10 protein-coding genes are annotated in these 13,827 nt (G+C 54.3%); 7 read left to right on the top strand and 3 right to left on the bottom strand.

Going from position 1 to position 13,827, the window contains the following annotated elements:
- The first annotated feature begins 59 nt into the window (after window positions 1-59).
- Window positions 60-1,055: a gluconate operon transcriptional repressor GntR gene (gene gntR / locus EIP93_RS20750; protein WP_010294506.1), complete on the top strand. Its 996-nt coding sequence runs from the start codon at window positions 60-62 to the stop codon at window positions 1,053-1,055.
- Window positions 1,056-1,064: 9 nt separating this feature from the next.
- On the opposite strand, the gene EIP93_RS20745 is transcribed toward gntR, so the two are convergent.
- Window positions 1,065-1,577 carry a gluconokinase gene (locus EIP93_RS20745; RefSeq protein ID WP_039474158.1) on the bottom strand — a complete coding sequence of 171 codons (513 nt, stop codon included), beginning with the start codon at window positions 1,575-1,577 and terminating at the stop codon, window positions 1,065-1,067.
- A gap of 158 nt (window positions 1,578-1,735) precedes the next feature.
- Here EIP93_RS20745 and EIP93_RS20740 point away from each other — a divergent pair, with 158 nt between their 5' ends.
- Window positions 1,736-3,112 carry a GntP family permease gene (locus tag EIP93_RS20740; RefSeq protein ID WP_103971693.1) on the top strand — a complete coding sequence of 459 codons (1,377 nt, stop codon included), beginning with the start codon at window positions 1,736-1,738 and terminating at the stop codon, window positions 3,110-3,112.
- 448 nt (window positions 3,113-3,560) lie between these two features.
- Here the strand turns inward: EIP93_RS20740 and EIP93_RS20735 are convergent, their stop codons facing one another.
- A complete protein-coding gene (locus EIP93_RS20735) occupies window positions 3,561-4,154 on the bottom strand; it encodes a YhgN family NAAT transporter (protein WP_014916905.1) in 594 nt (197 codons plus the stop codon).
- Between the two features lie 298 nt (window positions 4,155-4,452).
- Between EIP93_RS20735 and asd the strand changes: the two genes are divergently transcribed.
- Window positions 4,453-5,556, top strand: coding sequence for an aspartate-semialdehyde dehydrogenase (gene asd / locus EIP93_RS20725; protein WP_039474155.1), 1,104 nt, complete (start codon window positions 4,453-4,455; stop codon window positions 5,554-5,556).
- Window positions 5,557-5,633: 77 nt separating this feature from the next.
- Window positions 5,634-6,137: a GNAT family N-acetyltransferase gene (locus tag EIP93_RS20720; protein ID WP_109225914.1), complete on the top strand. Its 504-nt coding sequence runs from the start codon at window positions 5,634-5,636 to the stop codon at window positions 6,135-6,137.
- Window positions 6,138-6,249: 112 nt separating this feature from the next.
- On the opposite strand, the gene EIP93_RS20715 is transcribed toward EIP93_RS20720, so the two are convergent.
- Window positions 6,250-7,968, bottom strand: coding sequence for a sensor histidine kinase (locus EIP93_RS20715; RefSeq protein ID WP_125233209.1), 1,719 nt, complete (start codon window positions 7,966-7,968; stop codon window positions 6,250-6,252).
- Between the two features lie 372 nt (window positions 7,969-8,340).
- On the opposite strand from EIP93_RS20715, the gene glgB reads away from it, so the two are divergent.
- Genes glgB through glgC form a run of 3 tightly spaced genes read left to right on the top strand, consistent with a single transcriptional unit; the run spans window position 8,341 to window position 13,808 of the window.
- Window positions 8,341-10,518 (top strand): 1,4-alpha-glucan branching enzyme, encoded by a 2,178-nt coding sequence (glgB, locus tag EIP93_RS20710; RefSeq protein ID WP_125233208.1) that lies wholly within the window; start codon window positions 8,341-8,343, stop codon window positions 10,516-10,518.
- Complete coding sequence (gene glgX, locus EIP93_RS20705) at window positions 10,519-12,495, top strand: glycogen debranching protein GlgX (RefSeq protein WP_103971689.1); 1,977 nt, start codon at window positions 10,519-10,521, stop codon at window positions 12,493-12,495.
- 35 nt (window positions 12,496-12,530) lie between these two features.
- Window positions 12,531-13,808 carry a glucose-1-phosphate adenylyltransferase gene (gene glgC, locus EIP93_RS20700; RefSeq protein WP_039498123.1) on the top strand — a complete coding sequence of 426 codons (1,278 nt, stop codon included), beginning with the start codon at window positions 12,531-12,533 and terminating at the stop codon, window positions 13,806-13,808.
- The last annotated feature ends 19 nt before the right edge of the window (window positions 13,809-13,827 follow it).

The raw sequence follows: 13,827 nt of genomic DNA, 5'->3' as shown, positions 1-13,827 counted from the left end.
TTTCTTTATGCTTTTTTTGTTAGACTTAGCTTACTGTTTTTCAGGCATTTTAGTCGACGATGAAGAAAAAAAGACCCGTTCTCCAGGACGTTGCTGACCGCGTTGGGATTACCAAAATGACGGTAAGCCGTTATTTGCGTAATCCCGCTCAGGTGTCCGCCGCGTTGCAGGAAAAGATCGCTATTGCATTGGATGAGCTGGGCTATATCCCCAATCTCGCGCCGAATATGCTCGCCAGCTCCACCAGCCGGGCGATTGGCGTGCTGCTGCCGTCATTAACCAATCAGGTTTTCGCCGAAGTATTGCGCGGGATTGAACGCACGGCGGAAGCGCACGGCTACCAGACCATGCTGGCGCACTATGGCTATCATCCTGACAGAGAAGAACAGCGTCTGACTTCACTGTTGTCGTATCACATCGACGGGCTGATTTTGGCTGAACGTACCCACACGCCGCGCACGCGTCAGATGCTGGACGTCGCCGGTATTCCGGTGGTGGAGCTGATGGATTCTGTCTCACCCTGTCTGGATATGGCCGTCGGTTTTGATAACGTCGAAGCCGCCCGGCAGATGACATTGCGTATGGTCGCGCTGGGGCATCGTCATATCGTCTATCTCGGCGCACGGCAGGATGAGCGTACGATTATGCGCTGCCGAGGCTATGAGCAAGCGATGTGGGAAAGTGAACTCAAGAGCTATTGCGTGATGAGCGAGCGGGCATCTTCCTATTCGCTTGGTGGCGAACTGCTGCGGCAGACGCAGGCGGAATACCCGCAGGTCGATAGCGTATTTTGCACCAATGACGACTTAGCCGTCGGTGCGATGTTCGAATGCCAGAGGCAGGGGCTGCGCGTGCCGGATGACATTGGCGTAGCCGGTTTCCACGGGCACGATATTGGTCAGGCGATGGTGCCGAAGCTGGCTAGCGTACTGACGCCGCGTGAACACATGGGGCGCGTCGGCACCGAACAACTGCTGGCTCGTCTGCGGGGCGAGCCAGTCGCACAGGATAGGATCGATGTCGGCTTTACCGTGCTGGACGGTGAAAGCCTCTAAGCGTCTGCGTTAGCCTGCTGCACGCAGTGCTTCAACGCAGCGCTGCACGACGTCCTCTCGGGTACCGTCAATATCGACCTTCAGGACATCCGGCTCATCGCTGCCCGGTTCTTCCAGCGCATCGAACTGGCTTTTCAGTAGATCTGTCGGCATGAAGTGGCCTGCTCTGGCTTTGTGACGCTCCAGAACCAGCTCAAAGCTACCTTTCAAATAGATAAACACCATCTTTTCGTTGCCTTCGCGCAGGCGGTCACGGTAACGCTTTTTTAGCGCGGAACAGACGATGATGCCGGTCTCGTTTTTGTGCGCCAGGCTGTAGGCGACATCGCTGAGTCGCTCCAGCCATGGTGCGCGGTCGTCGTCATTCAATGGCGTACCGCTGGCCATTTTCTGGATATTCGCGCGCGGGTGCAGATCGTCGCCGTCAATAAATTTTGCCTGAATGGCGCGGCCAAGTTCAGCGCCAACTGAGGATTTTCCACTGCCTGATACGCCCATCAGAATAATGCTTCGACCTGACATAATTTGATCTCTATCTCAAACTGTAAATTAAATGATACTTAATGGTTCCATACTTTAACATGTTACCCGTATCATGTTACCGGTATCAAATGATGATGTGATACACCTCACAAACAATTAGCCAACCCAGACCGAGTGCCCTAAAGAGATTATTAACGATGACAGAAATCACCTCCGCCTATAGCGCCAGTGTGTTGTTGACCATTGCCGCTGGTGCAGTCGCACTGTTATTGGTGCTGATTATGCGCTTTAAAATCCATGCGTTCCTGGCGCTGACACTCGTCAGTCTGGTAACAGCATTGGTAACAAAAACACCTTACGAAAAGATTGTGCCGACGCTGCTAAGTGGTTTCGGTAGTACGCTGGCATCCGTTGCCCTGCTGGTTGGACTAGGGGCAATGATTGGCCGCCTGTTAGAGGTGACCGGCGGCGCGAATGTGCTGGCGGATACGCTAATCAATAAATTTGGCGAACATCGTGCACCTTTTGCGTTAGGGGTTGCTTCTCTGCTGTTCGGCTTCCCGATCTTTTTTGATGCAGGCCTGGTTGTTATGCTGCCGATTATTTTCAGCGTGGCAAAGCGCTTCGGTGGCTCGACGCTAAAATATGCGTTTCCTGCGGCGGGCGCGTTTGCCGCTATGCATGCGCTGGTACCGCCACATCCTGGCCCCGTTGCTGCGAGTGAATTGTTAGGTGCTAACATCGGGCTGCTGGTGATTATCGGGGGCATCATCGCGCTACCGACCTGGTATTTCGGCGGCTACCTCTATGGGTTGTACGCAGGTAAAAAATTCGACATCAAACTGCCTGCAAGCTTCTTGTCTGCGGTTGAAACGGATACGGCCGTTAAACCACCACGTTTTTCCGTGGTGTTGAGTATTCTGCTGCTGCCATTAGTGCTGATTTTTCTCGATACCGGGCTGAATACGCTAACGGTGATGGGAATAGTGAGCGGTGATAACGGCGTGGTGCAGTTCTTACGCATGTTGGGTAAAACGCCAGTTGCATTACTGATCACGGTGTTCTTTGCGTTGATGGTCTTTAGCGGTCGTAAGAGCGGAGCACATCTTGAAAAGATTTGTGACGGCGCGTTAGGTCCGATTTGTGCCATTATTTTGGTAACTGGCGCAGGTGGCATGTTCGGTGGTGTTCTGCGTGCCAGCGGAATTGGCAACGCGCTGTCCGGTGCACTGGCAGATACAGGCTTGCCTGTTATCGTTGCTGCATTTGTGGTGTCGATGGCACTGCGTGTGGCACAGGGTTCTGCAACGGTGGCACTGACGACGACGGCAGCGCTGATGGCGCCCACAGTGGCGGCGACCCCCGGCCTTAGCCAGTTCGATCTCTGCTTTATTGTGGTGTCGATTGCGGGTGGGGCGACTGTGCTGTCACATGTGAACGATTCGGGCTTCTGGCTGGTCAGTCGTTTCCTTGAAATGGATGAGAAAACGACCCTGAAAACCTGGACGGTGATGGAAACGCTGCTCGGCACCATCGCGTTCTTGCTGGCGTTAGTGGGAAGTATTCTTCTCTAATGTGTTTAACCCCCTTCCTTGTGGAGGGGGCTTTTAGTCACATTTTTTATGCCGACTAAGAGATGGTTTCGTGCGCGATAATGTCGTTATTTTCATGCTACTTCGTAGCACGCGCCCGACATGGGGCGGCTCAAACGCCGCTCGCCCCATGACCCCAGGCTTCTGGCTAAATTATGCCGCTACGCGGTGCCATCGGCGTTCATGACCACCTTTCGAGCCGACGGTGACGCGTTTACTCGCCCCATAAACGGGGCTCGCCCTTCGGGCCAGCACAAGTGCTGTTCAAAAACGTCTCTGACGTTTTTGTCCGGCGCGGCATCGTCTTTCGCGGCGTCCCTGCCGCTCACTCGGTGGTCATGCCCACCGCTGCATAATTTTTACGCCGGATAACGTCAACCCCATAATAATTTGCGCATTTATGTATAAGACAGAGGGGGTAACTGCGTAGCTATAACTTCATATAAGCACGCACGCCGTCGAGGAACATCTGCGTCGATAGCATCACCAGAATCAATCCCATCAATTTCTCCAGCGCACTCACGCCTTTCTCACCCAGCAAACGCAAGAACACATCTGACATTAGCAGGATGATGAATGAGATCGTCCAGGCGATAAACAGTGCCAGCGTCAGATGAGGTAGCTGATTGGGATACTGGTGAGACAGCAGCATCAGCGCCGCGAGGATCGACGGCCCCGCAACCAGCGGAATCGCCATGGGCACCAGAAACGGTTCCTCTCCGGCTGGCAGACCGCTGCTGTTGCCTTCCTGCGAAGGGAAAATCATACGAATCGCGATGAGGAACAGCACGATACCGCCGGAAATCGACACGGTTTCGGTGCGCAGATTCAGGAACGCCAGAATGCGTTCACCGGCGAACAGAAAAATCAGCATCAGCCCGAGCGCAATCAGCATTTCACGGATCAACACCACGCGTCGGCGTTTGGGGTCAAGATGCTTGAGCACGGACATAAAAATCGGCAGGTTGCCGAGTGGATCCATAATGAGCAACAGCAGCACCGTTGCGGAGATCATTTCTGTCATGTTGGTTTGTTACTCCCAAAACCTTGTTTCCTGACCGGGGCCATCTTCATGGACTGACCAACGTGATTATCCTGTGCCAGGTTGATGATATTAGAATGACTGCTGAAAAACGGCGTACTATCGAATAAATTCACTTGCGACTTGATGTACATTTTGTAAGGCTGAACGACACAATTATTTACGGGTTTACGACACGACACGCGCAAGCCTCTGCGGCAGATCACCGAGCCAGCAATCACTAAGCGCTATCGACGTTAGCCAGAATTCTTTTTGTTACCCCCAAAGCAGGACAGTTACCATGAAAAATGTTGGTTTTATTGGCTGGCGCGGTATGGTCGGCTCGGTTCTCATGCAGCGCATGGTGGAAGAACGCGACTTTGATGTGATTCACCCGGTATTCTTTTCGACTTCTCAGCACGGCGACGCAGCTCCAGCGCTGGGCGGTCATAAAGGCGTGTTGCAGGATGCTTATAATATCGAAGCCCTGCGCGCGCTGGACATCATCATTACCTGTCAGGGCGGCGATTATACCAATGAAGTTTACCCAAAGCTGCGTGAAAGTGGCTGGCAGGGTTACTGGATCGACGCCGCATCCTCACTGCGTATGAAAGACGACGCGATTATTATTCTGGATCCGGTGAACCACGGGGTGATTCAACAGGGTCTGGATAAAGGCATCAAAACCTTTGCTGGCGGTAACTGTACCGTCAGCCTGATGCTGATGTCATTGGGCGGCCTGTTTGCTAACAATCTGGTGGAGTGGGTTTCTGCTGCGACGTATCAAGCGGCTTCTGGCGGCGGTGCGCGTCACATGCGTGAACTGCTGGCCCAGATGGGTTCGTTACACGGTGAAGTGGCGAAAGAGCTACAGGATCCGGCTTCTGCGATTCTGGATATTGAGCGTAAAGTGACAGCGCTGACCCGTAGCGGCTCACTGCCGACTGATAACTTCGGTGTGCCATTGGCGGGCAGCCTGATTCCGTGGATCGACAAGCAACTGGATAACGGCCAGAGCCGCGAAGAGTGGAAAGGTCAGGCGGAAACCAACAAGATTCTGAGCACCAGCAGCGTCATTCCTGTTGACGGTCTCTGCGTGCGCGTCGGCGCACTGCGCTGCCACAGCCAGGCGTTCACCATCAAACTGAAAAAAGACGTGGCGCTGCCGGAAATCGAACAACTGCTGGCAACCCACAACGACTGGGTGAAAGTGGTGCCGAACGATCGTGACATCACCATGCGTGAGCTGACGCCTGCTGCGGTAACGGGTACGCTTTCCACGCCGGTGGGTCGTCTGCGTAAGCTGAACATGGGGCCGGAATACCTGTCCGCCTTCACGGTCGGCGATCAGCTGCTGTGGGGAGCCGCTGAACCGCTGCGCCGTATGCTGCGCATCCTCCTGTAATCCTCCTGCTTTTCTGGCGCAACATCGGTTGGTGTTGCGTCAGTTTCATACTCACGTTATATCGGAAATAGAAATGAATGAATACCGACAGTGAAGAGGAGATACCGCAGGCATTGACCTGGAGAAATCAGAAATTCGTTGTAACAACGAATAACGATCTACTGGATATTGATGCCATACATTGCTATTTAACGCGTTCAAGCTGGGCAACGGGCATTGATATTGATACCGTTCAGGAATCCCTTGCTAACAGCCTTAATTTCGGGTTATTCACTGAAAGTAAGCAGATTGGGTTAGCACGTGTAGTGACGGATTTTGCGACTTTCGGTTATCTCTGTGATGTTTATGTACTGGAAGAATATCAGCAGCAAAAATTGGGAAGCTGGTTAATGGAATGCTGCCTTGACCACCCAGTGCTTAAGCGGTTGCGGCGTATTATGTTACTGACATCAACTGCACCATGGCTCTATGAAAAAGCAGGATATTCTCCGGTTAACAAAGAAAACTATGTTTGGGCGATTACTCGTCCTGATATGTATCAATCAAAGATCCATCCGGCTTTAGTAAACCCGTCAGATTAAGAGTCGTCCCCCCTCTATTAAGCGTACGTGATCGACTGCACAATACGTGTTTTTCACAATTGTGATGATTCAGTCTGACGTCACCAACCCGCCACGCTTTTATCTAACCCCATCATGCCACGCTATCCAGCTTTTCCAGTACTTGACGCGGTGAGATTAGCGGGACGCGTACTTCTACCCGAGTGAATTTATCCGCTTCGCTGACCACCGTGATGCCATAGCGGTTGCCGTAGCGTGCTTTGATACGGCGGTCGACCAGATTCATGCCTAGCCCATCGCCGCCGCTGCGGGGCTGATAGGTGCCAGCGTTATCTTCCACTGACAGCTCCAGCGTGTTGGCGTGCAGGCGTCCGCTGATGTGGATGTGTCCGCTTTCAATCATCTGTGAGATACCGTGCTTAATCGCATTTTCGACAATCGGTTGCAGGGAAAATGCGGGTAATCGCGCCTCACGCAGCGTTTCCGGCAGCGAAATCTCTACCGTCAGGTGATCGGCAAAGCGCGCTTTTTCGATTTCGAGATAGGCATTAACGTGTTCCAGCTCGTCATTGAGTGACACTTCATCGTTGCTGCGCTTGAGGTTTTTACGGAAGAACGTCGACAGAGACAGCACCAGTTGGCGAGCGTGATCGGGGTTGCGGCGGATCACGGCGGACAGCGTATTCAGCGCGTTAAACAGGAAATGCGGGTTGACTTGCGCGTGCAGCAGCTTGATTTCCGACTGGGCCAGCAGCTGTTTCTGCTGTTCAAAGCGACCCGTCAGAATCTGTGCGGAAAGCAGGTGGGCAATCCCTTCCCCTAGCGTACGGTTAATGCTGGAAAATAGCTTATTCTTGGGCTCATAAAGCTTGATCGTGCCGACAACGCGCTGATCTTCACCACGCAGTGGGATCACCAGCGTGGAACCGAGTTTGCAGTGTGATGAAACCGAACAGGTATAAGACACTTCGTTGCCGTCGGCGTATACCACCTGATTGTTGTCTATCGCCCGGCGCGTGTGCGATGACGTGATAGGCGCGCCGACGTTGTGGTGATCGTCGCCGAGCCCGATGAAGGCCAGCAGTTTGTCGCGATCGGTAATCGCCACGGCACCTACGCCCAGCTCTTCATACAAAACACGGGCAACGCGCATACTGTTTTGTGGGTTAAACCCCTGACGCAGCGCCCCTTCGGCGCGGGCGGCGATTTGCAATGCCTTGGCGGAAAACGCAGAGGTGTATTTTTCAAAAATAGCGCGCCTGTCGAGCAGGATGCGCATGAACATGGCGGCACCGATGGTGTTGGTGATCATCATCGGTAAGGCGATATCTCGAACCAGTTCAACGGCGTTATCAAACGGACGGGCGACCAGCAGGATAATCGCCATTTGCAGTATCTCCGCAACCAGCGCGGTCAAGCCGACGACGAGGGGCTGGAACAGCAGATCGATGCGGTTGCGGCGTGCCAGATAGCGGTGTAACAGCCCGCCGAGCAAGCCTTCGGCAATCGTCGACAGCATACAGGCCAGTGCGGTCATTCCGCCCATCGAATAACGGTGTAATCCGCCCGTTAATCCGACGAGAAAACCGACGGAAGGGCCGCCCAGCATGCCGCCGAGCACGGCGCCCGTCGCGCGGGTATTGGCAATAGAGTCGTCTATATGCAGGCCGAAATAGGTTCCCATAATGCAAAACACGGAAAAAACCAGATAGCAGACCAGCTTGTGCGGCAGGCGGATGGTGACCTGCATCAGCGGGATAAAAAGCGGTGTTTTACTGAGCAAATAGGCGATAACCAGATACACACACATCTGCTGTAAAAGGGAAAGAATCAGATCAACCTGGCTAACCATGGACGGGGTCTCATCATACGCAATCCGCCAAATTGTACTGCTTTTTGCTAGCGGACGAATCGATCTTTAAACAAAAGATGCTAATTATCCCGTGTCATAACTTATTCATATAAATATAAACGGAAAAATTTCATCAGTTCTCTGATATTTCTCCGTTCTTTGACTACGCTGAATTAGGGGGCGTGGTTCAAGAACTCTTTCATAGTATTCATTATTTTTACACGTCGCCGTTATTCATTAGCAAGCTAATAACCCGTTATTTTTATTGGTTTTTTGTTAAAAATAAGTAACGGGAGAATATAAACGCAACGTAATGCGCTTTTTATATTACTTATTTATTTAATTCAAATGGTTAATCAGAGGATGGATACCATGTCAGCGTTTTCTGAGGCGATTAATTCACTTATTTCTGGGCACTATGCCGACCCGTTTTCGCTGTTAGGTATGCATCATTCCTCCAAAGGTCTTGAAGTTCGGGCACTGCTGCCAGATGCGCAGGCAGTCTGGGTTGTGGATGCCAGCAATGGACGAAAAATCGTCGAGCTGGATCGTGTAGACGAACGCGGTTTTTTTTGTGGCCTGGTGCCACGCCGGAAGCAGGCTTTTCACTATCAATTAGCCGTGACCTGGGGTGAAGAAACCTGGGTAATTGAAGATCCTTACCGTTTTGGCCCGCTGTTGCAGGATATGGATATTTGGCTTTTGGCTGAAGGCACCCATCTGCGACCTTACGAGCGTCTGGGCGCGCATCTGGAAACGCTGGACGGTGTTGAAGGCACGCGTTTTGCCGTCTGGGCACCGAATGCGCAGCGTGTTTCAGTGGTGGGGCAGTTCAACTTCTGGGATGGCCGACGTCACCCGATGCGGCTGCGGCAGGAAAACGGCATTTGGGAACTGTTTCTGCCCGATGTGAAAGCGGGACAGCTCTACAAATATGAAATGATCGACAGCCACGGCAGCGTCCGACTGAAGGCCGATCCGTATGCGTTTGAAGCGCAGATGCGCCCGGATACCGCGTCGCTGATTACACCGCTGCCTGAGAAAGTCCCGACCAGCGACGCCCGGCGTGAGGCGAATGGGCTGCGTTCACCGATCTCCATTTATGAAGTTCACCTGGGTTCCTGGCGGCGGCATACGGATAACAATTTCTGGCTGAGCTATCAGGAACTGGCAAATCAACTGATTGATTATGTTCAGTACATGGGCTTCACGCACGTTGAGCTGATGCCGATTAACGAACATCCGTTCGATGGCAGCTGGGGTTATCAACCGCTGGGGCTGTATGCGCCAACCCGCCGTTTCGGCACGGCGTCGGAGTTCCGAGCCTTTGTTGATGCGCTCCATGACGCGGGCATCAACGTCCTGCTGGACTGGGTGCCGGGGCATTTTCCCGGCGACGAATACGGTTTGGCGCAGTTTGACGGCACCGCGCTGTATGAATACGCCGATCCGCGCGAAGGCTATCATCAGGACTGGAACACGCTGATTTATAACTATGGCCGCCATGAGGTGCGTAACTATCTGGCGGGCAATGCGCTGTTCTGGATGGAGCGCTATGGCATCGACGGGCTGCGGGTAGACGCTGTGGCTTCCATGATTTACCGCGACTACAGCCGTAGCGAAGGCGAATGGGTGCCGAACCATTATGGCGGTAAAGAGAATCTCGAAGCTATCGCGTTTCTGCGCTACACCAACCACATGCTGGGTCATGCCGCACCGGCGGCGATCACGCTTGCTGAAGAGTCCACCGATTATCCGGGCGTCACGCTGCCGCCGGACTGCAACGGCTTAGGGTTTCACTACAAGTGGAATATGGGCTGGATGCACGACACGCTGACCTATATGCAACTCGATCCGGTTCACCGCAAATACCATCACGATTTGCTGACATTCGGCATGTTGTACGCCTATAGCGAGAACTTCGTGCTGCCGCTGTCTCACGATGAAGTGGTGCACGGCAAGCACTCGCTGCTGGATCGCATGCCCGGTGATGTCTGGCAGAAGTTTGCCAATTTACGTGCTTATTACGGCTTTATGTGGGCGTATCCCGGCAAGAAGCTGCTGTTTATGGGCGGCGAATTTGCGCAAGGGCGTGAGTGGAACCACGATGCCAGTCTGGACTGGCATCTGTTGGATGAACCGGAAGGCTGGCACCGTGGCGTGCAGACACTGGTGCGCGATCTCAACCACTACTATCGCCAGCAGCCGTCGCTGTATCAGCTGGATTTTCAGCCGCAGGGCTTTGAGTGGCTGGTGGTGGACGACCGGGAAAACTCGGTCTTTGCCTTTATCCGGCGTGATGAACAAGGCAATGAAGTGCTGGTAGTCAGCAACTTTACGCCGGTTCCGCGCTATGGATACCGGATTGGCATCAACCAGCCTGGCGGCTGGCGAGAAGCGATCAACACGGATTCTGTCCACTACAACGGTAGCGATTTGGGCAATGTCGGGACGATTTACAGCGAGGAGCACGCTAGCCACCAGCGCCAGCATTCTCTGGTGCTGACCATTCCGCCGCTTGCCACGCTGTATCTGGTGAAGGAGGCGTAAATGGCGGAATTGCAGACGGGCAAGCCGACGCCGCTGGGGGCCAGTTTTGATGGACAGGGCGTGAATTTCGCTCTGTTTTCGGCGGAGGCCGGGCGGGTCGAGCTGTGTGTGTTTGATGAACGTCAGCAGGAACAGCGCATTGAGCTGACGGCACGCAGCGGCGATATCTGGCATGGCTATCTCCCCGATGCACAGCCGGGGCTACGCTACGGTTTCCGGGTCGATGGGCCGTTCGAGCCTTCTCAGGGTTTGCGTTTCAATCCGCATAAGCTGCTGTTGGATCCGTGCGCACGTCAGCTTGATGGCTGGGTGGTGGATGACGCTTGCCTGCAAGGCGGGATTGACCAACGCGATGAGCGCGATAGTGCTGCCATCATGGCGAAGTGCGTCGTTACGGCTGAGGATTACAACTGGCAGGATGATCAGCATCCGCAAACGCCCTGGAATCAGACGGTGATCTATGAGGCGCACGTTCGCGGGCTGACGCAGTTGCACCCTGATATTCCTGAAGACATTCGTGGTAGCTATGCGGCGTTAGGCCATCCGGTGATGATTGACTATCTGACGTCGTTGGGCGTGACGGCGCTGGAGTTGCTCCCGGTGCAGCAGCATGCCGATGAACCCCGACTTCAACAGTTGGGGCTGCGTAACTACTGGGGCTATAACGTGCTGCTGCCGTTTGCCGTCGATAACAGCCTGGCCGCAGGTGACGATGCGCTGAATGAATTTCGGGATGCGGTGAAAGCGCTGCATCACGCGGGTATCGAGGTCATTCTGGATGTGGTGTTTAACCACAGCGCCGAGCTGGACGTCGAAGGACCTACGCTGTGCCAGCGCGGCATCGACAACCGCAGTTATTACTGGCTGGGTGAAAACGGCGAATACCATAACTGGACTGGCTGCGGCAATGTGCTGCGCCTGAATCATCCGGCGGTAATTGATTGGGTGATGGACTGCCTGCGCTTCTGGCGTGAGGTGTGCCACGTTGACGGTTTCCGCTTCGATCTGGCAACGGTGCTGGGGCGTACCCCGGATTTTACCGCGGCCGCGCCGCTGCTGTCCGCCATGAAAAATGATAGCCGCTTGCAGGGCTGCAAGCTGATCGCCGAACCGTGGGACATCGGACATGGCGGTTATCAGCTAGGCCAGTTCCCGACACCGTTTGCCGAGTGGAGTGACCGCTACCGTGATGACATGCGCCGCTTCTGGCTGCATGGTGATATTTCTCTCGGTGCATTTGCCCGCCGCTTTGCCGCCTCCAGCGACATCTTCCAGCAGCGCGACCGCCTACCTTACGCCTCTATCAATAAGCTGACCGCTCATGACGGCTTTACGCTGCGCGATCTGGTGAGTTTCAACCACAAGCACAACGATGCCAACGGCGAGGGCAACCGCGACGGCACAGGCAGCAATTTCAGCAATAACCACGGCACGGAAGGGCTGGAAGCGGACGACGACATCCTTCAGCGCCGACTGGCCAGCCAGAAGGCGCTGCTGACGACGCTGATTCTGTCGCAGGGAACGCCAATGTTGCTGGCAGGTGATGAACTGGGACACAGCCAGCAGGGCAACAACAACGCCTACTGTCAGGATAACGAATTGACCTGGCTACACTGGGAAAACGCGAATAGCGCACTGCGCGAATTTGTCGCCGGATTGATCCAGTTACGCCGCACGATTCCGGCATTACAGCAGGAAACGTGGTGGCAAGAAGGGGATGGCGCGGTGCAGTGGCTGAACCGAGAAGGACAGCCTTTGACGCCGCAACAGTGGGAGCAGGGGGAGCACCAGCTACAGATTTTACTTTCCGGTCGTTGGCTCGTGTTGTTTAACGCCAGCCTGCATGCCGGTGCGTTCATTTTGCCAGAAGGCCACTGGCAGGTTTCACCGCCGTTTGATGAGACGAATCCGCCTGAGGGTGGAATTTGGCACGGACAAGCGCAGGCGGTAGGCGTCTTGATAAAACAGACCGCCTAAGCGCAAGCCATTAAAAGAATAATCAGGAGATAGCCATGGTGAATAACGACAAGCATGACCCTCTGATGTTGGCAAGACAGCTCCCTTTGAAATCCGTGGCATTAATTTTGGCCGGAGGCCGTGGAACGAGACTGAAAGGGCTGACGGCATTGCGTGCCAAGCCCGCCGTCCATTTTGGCGGCAAATTTCGCATCATTGATTTCGCGCTCTCTAACTGCCTGAATTCCGGTATCCGCCGTATTGGCGTGATTACGCAATATCAGTCGCATACGCTGGTGCAGCACATTCAGCGCGGCTGGTCATTTCTGAATGCGGAAATGAACGAATTTGTCGATTTGCTTCCTGCGCAGCAGCGCCATTCTACCGATCACTGGTATCGGGGAACGGCGGACGCGGTTTGTCAGAATCTCGACATTATTCGGCGCTACCGTGCGGAGTATGTGGTGATCCTCGCGGGCGATCACATCTACAAGATGGACTACTCACGTATGCTGATCGATCACGTGGAGAAGGGCGCGGAATGTACCGTCGCCTGCCTGCCCGTGCCGATAGAAGAGGCCAGCGCCTTTGGCGTCATGAGCGTGGACAAACAGCATCGCATCCTCGATTTTGCCGAAAAGCCGGATAACCCGACGCCGATGCCGGATAACCCCGATATGGCGCTCGCGAGCATGGGGATCTATGTTTTTAATGCGGACTATCTTTATCAATTACTGGAAGCGGATCGTAACGCGACGGACTCTGCCCACGACTTTGGGCAGGATCTGATCCCGAAGATTGTCTCGCAGCGTCTGGCCTGGGCGCACCCTTTTACGCTGTCGTGCGTCACGTCGGGCGAAGATGAACACCAGTATTGGCGGGATGTCGGCACGCTGGAAGCCTACTGGCGTGCCAATCTCGATTTGGCGTCAGTGACGCCGGAGCTGGATGTGTACGATCGGCACTGGCCGATTCGTTCCGCGATTGAATCGCTGCCGCCCGCCAAATTTGTTCAGGACCGTTCCGGCAGTCACGGTATGACGATGAACTCGCTGGTATCCGGGGGCTGCATCGTCTCCGGTTCTGTGGTCACGCATTCCGTGCTGTTCCCGCGCGTGCGGGTGAATTCGTTTTGCAGTATCGATTCGACGGTGATCCTGCCGGACGTCAACGTGGGGCGCTCCTGTCGTTTACGCCGTTGTGTGATCGATCGCGCCTGCCACTTGCCGGAAGGCATGGTGATTGGTGAAAACGCGGAAGAGGATAGCCGCCGTTTTTACCGTTCGGAAGAGGGGATCGTGCTGGTCACACGATCAATGTTGGAAAAGCTGTAAACACCATCGGAACAAAACG

Source organism: Pectobacterium versatile, from assembly GCF_003932035.1.
GTDB classification, from domain to species: domain Bacteria; phylum Pseudomonadota; class Gammaproteobacteria; order Enterobacterales; family Enterobacteriaceae; genus Pectobacterium; species Pectobacterium versatile.
This window is presented reverse-complemented; position numbering and strand designations above follow the sequence as displayed.

Bases quoted from the DNA above. Each gene is read 5' to 3' on its own strand.
- gntR (WP_010294506.1), top strand. From the start codon at position 60: ATGAAGAAAAAAAGACCCGTTCTCCAGGACGTTGCTGACCGCGTTGGG.
- EIP93_RS20745 (WP_039474158.1), bottom strand. From the start codon at position 1,577: ATGTCAGGTCGAAGCATTATTCTGATGGGCGTATCAGGCAGTGGAAAA.
- EIP93_RS20740 (WP_103971693.1), top strand. From the start codon at position 1,736: ATGACAGAAATCACCTCCGCCTATAGCGCCAGTGTGTTGTTGACCATT.
- EIP93_RS20735 (WP_014916905.1), bottom strand. From the start codon at position 4,154: ATGACAGAAATGATCTCCGCAACGGTGCTGCTGTTGCTCATTATGGAT.
- asd (WP_039474155.1), top strand. From the start codon at position 4,453: ATGAAAAATGTTGGTTTTATTGGCTGGCGCGGTATGGTCGGCTCGGTT.
- EIP93_RS20720 (WP_109225914.1), top strand. From the start codon at position 5,634: ATGAATACCGACAGTGAAGAGGAGATACCGCAGGCATTGACCTGGAGA.
- EIP93_RS20715 (WP_125233209.1), bottom strand. From the start codon at position 7,968: ATGGTTAGCCAGGTTGATCTGATTCTTTCCCTTTTACAGCAGATGTGT.
- glgB (WP_125233208.1), top strand. From the start codon at position 8,341: ATGTCAGCGTTTTCTGAGGCGATTAATTCACTTATTTCTGGGCACTAT.
- glgX (WP_103971689.1), top strand. From the start codon at position 10,519: ATGGCGGAATTGCAGACGGGCAAGCCGACGCCGCTGGGGGCCAGTTTT.
- glgC (WP_039498123.1), top strand. From the start codon at position 12,531: ATGGTGAATAACGACAAGCATGACCCTCTGATGTTGGCAAGACAGCTC.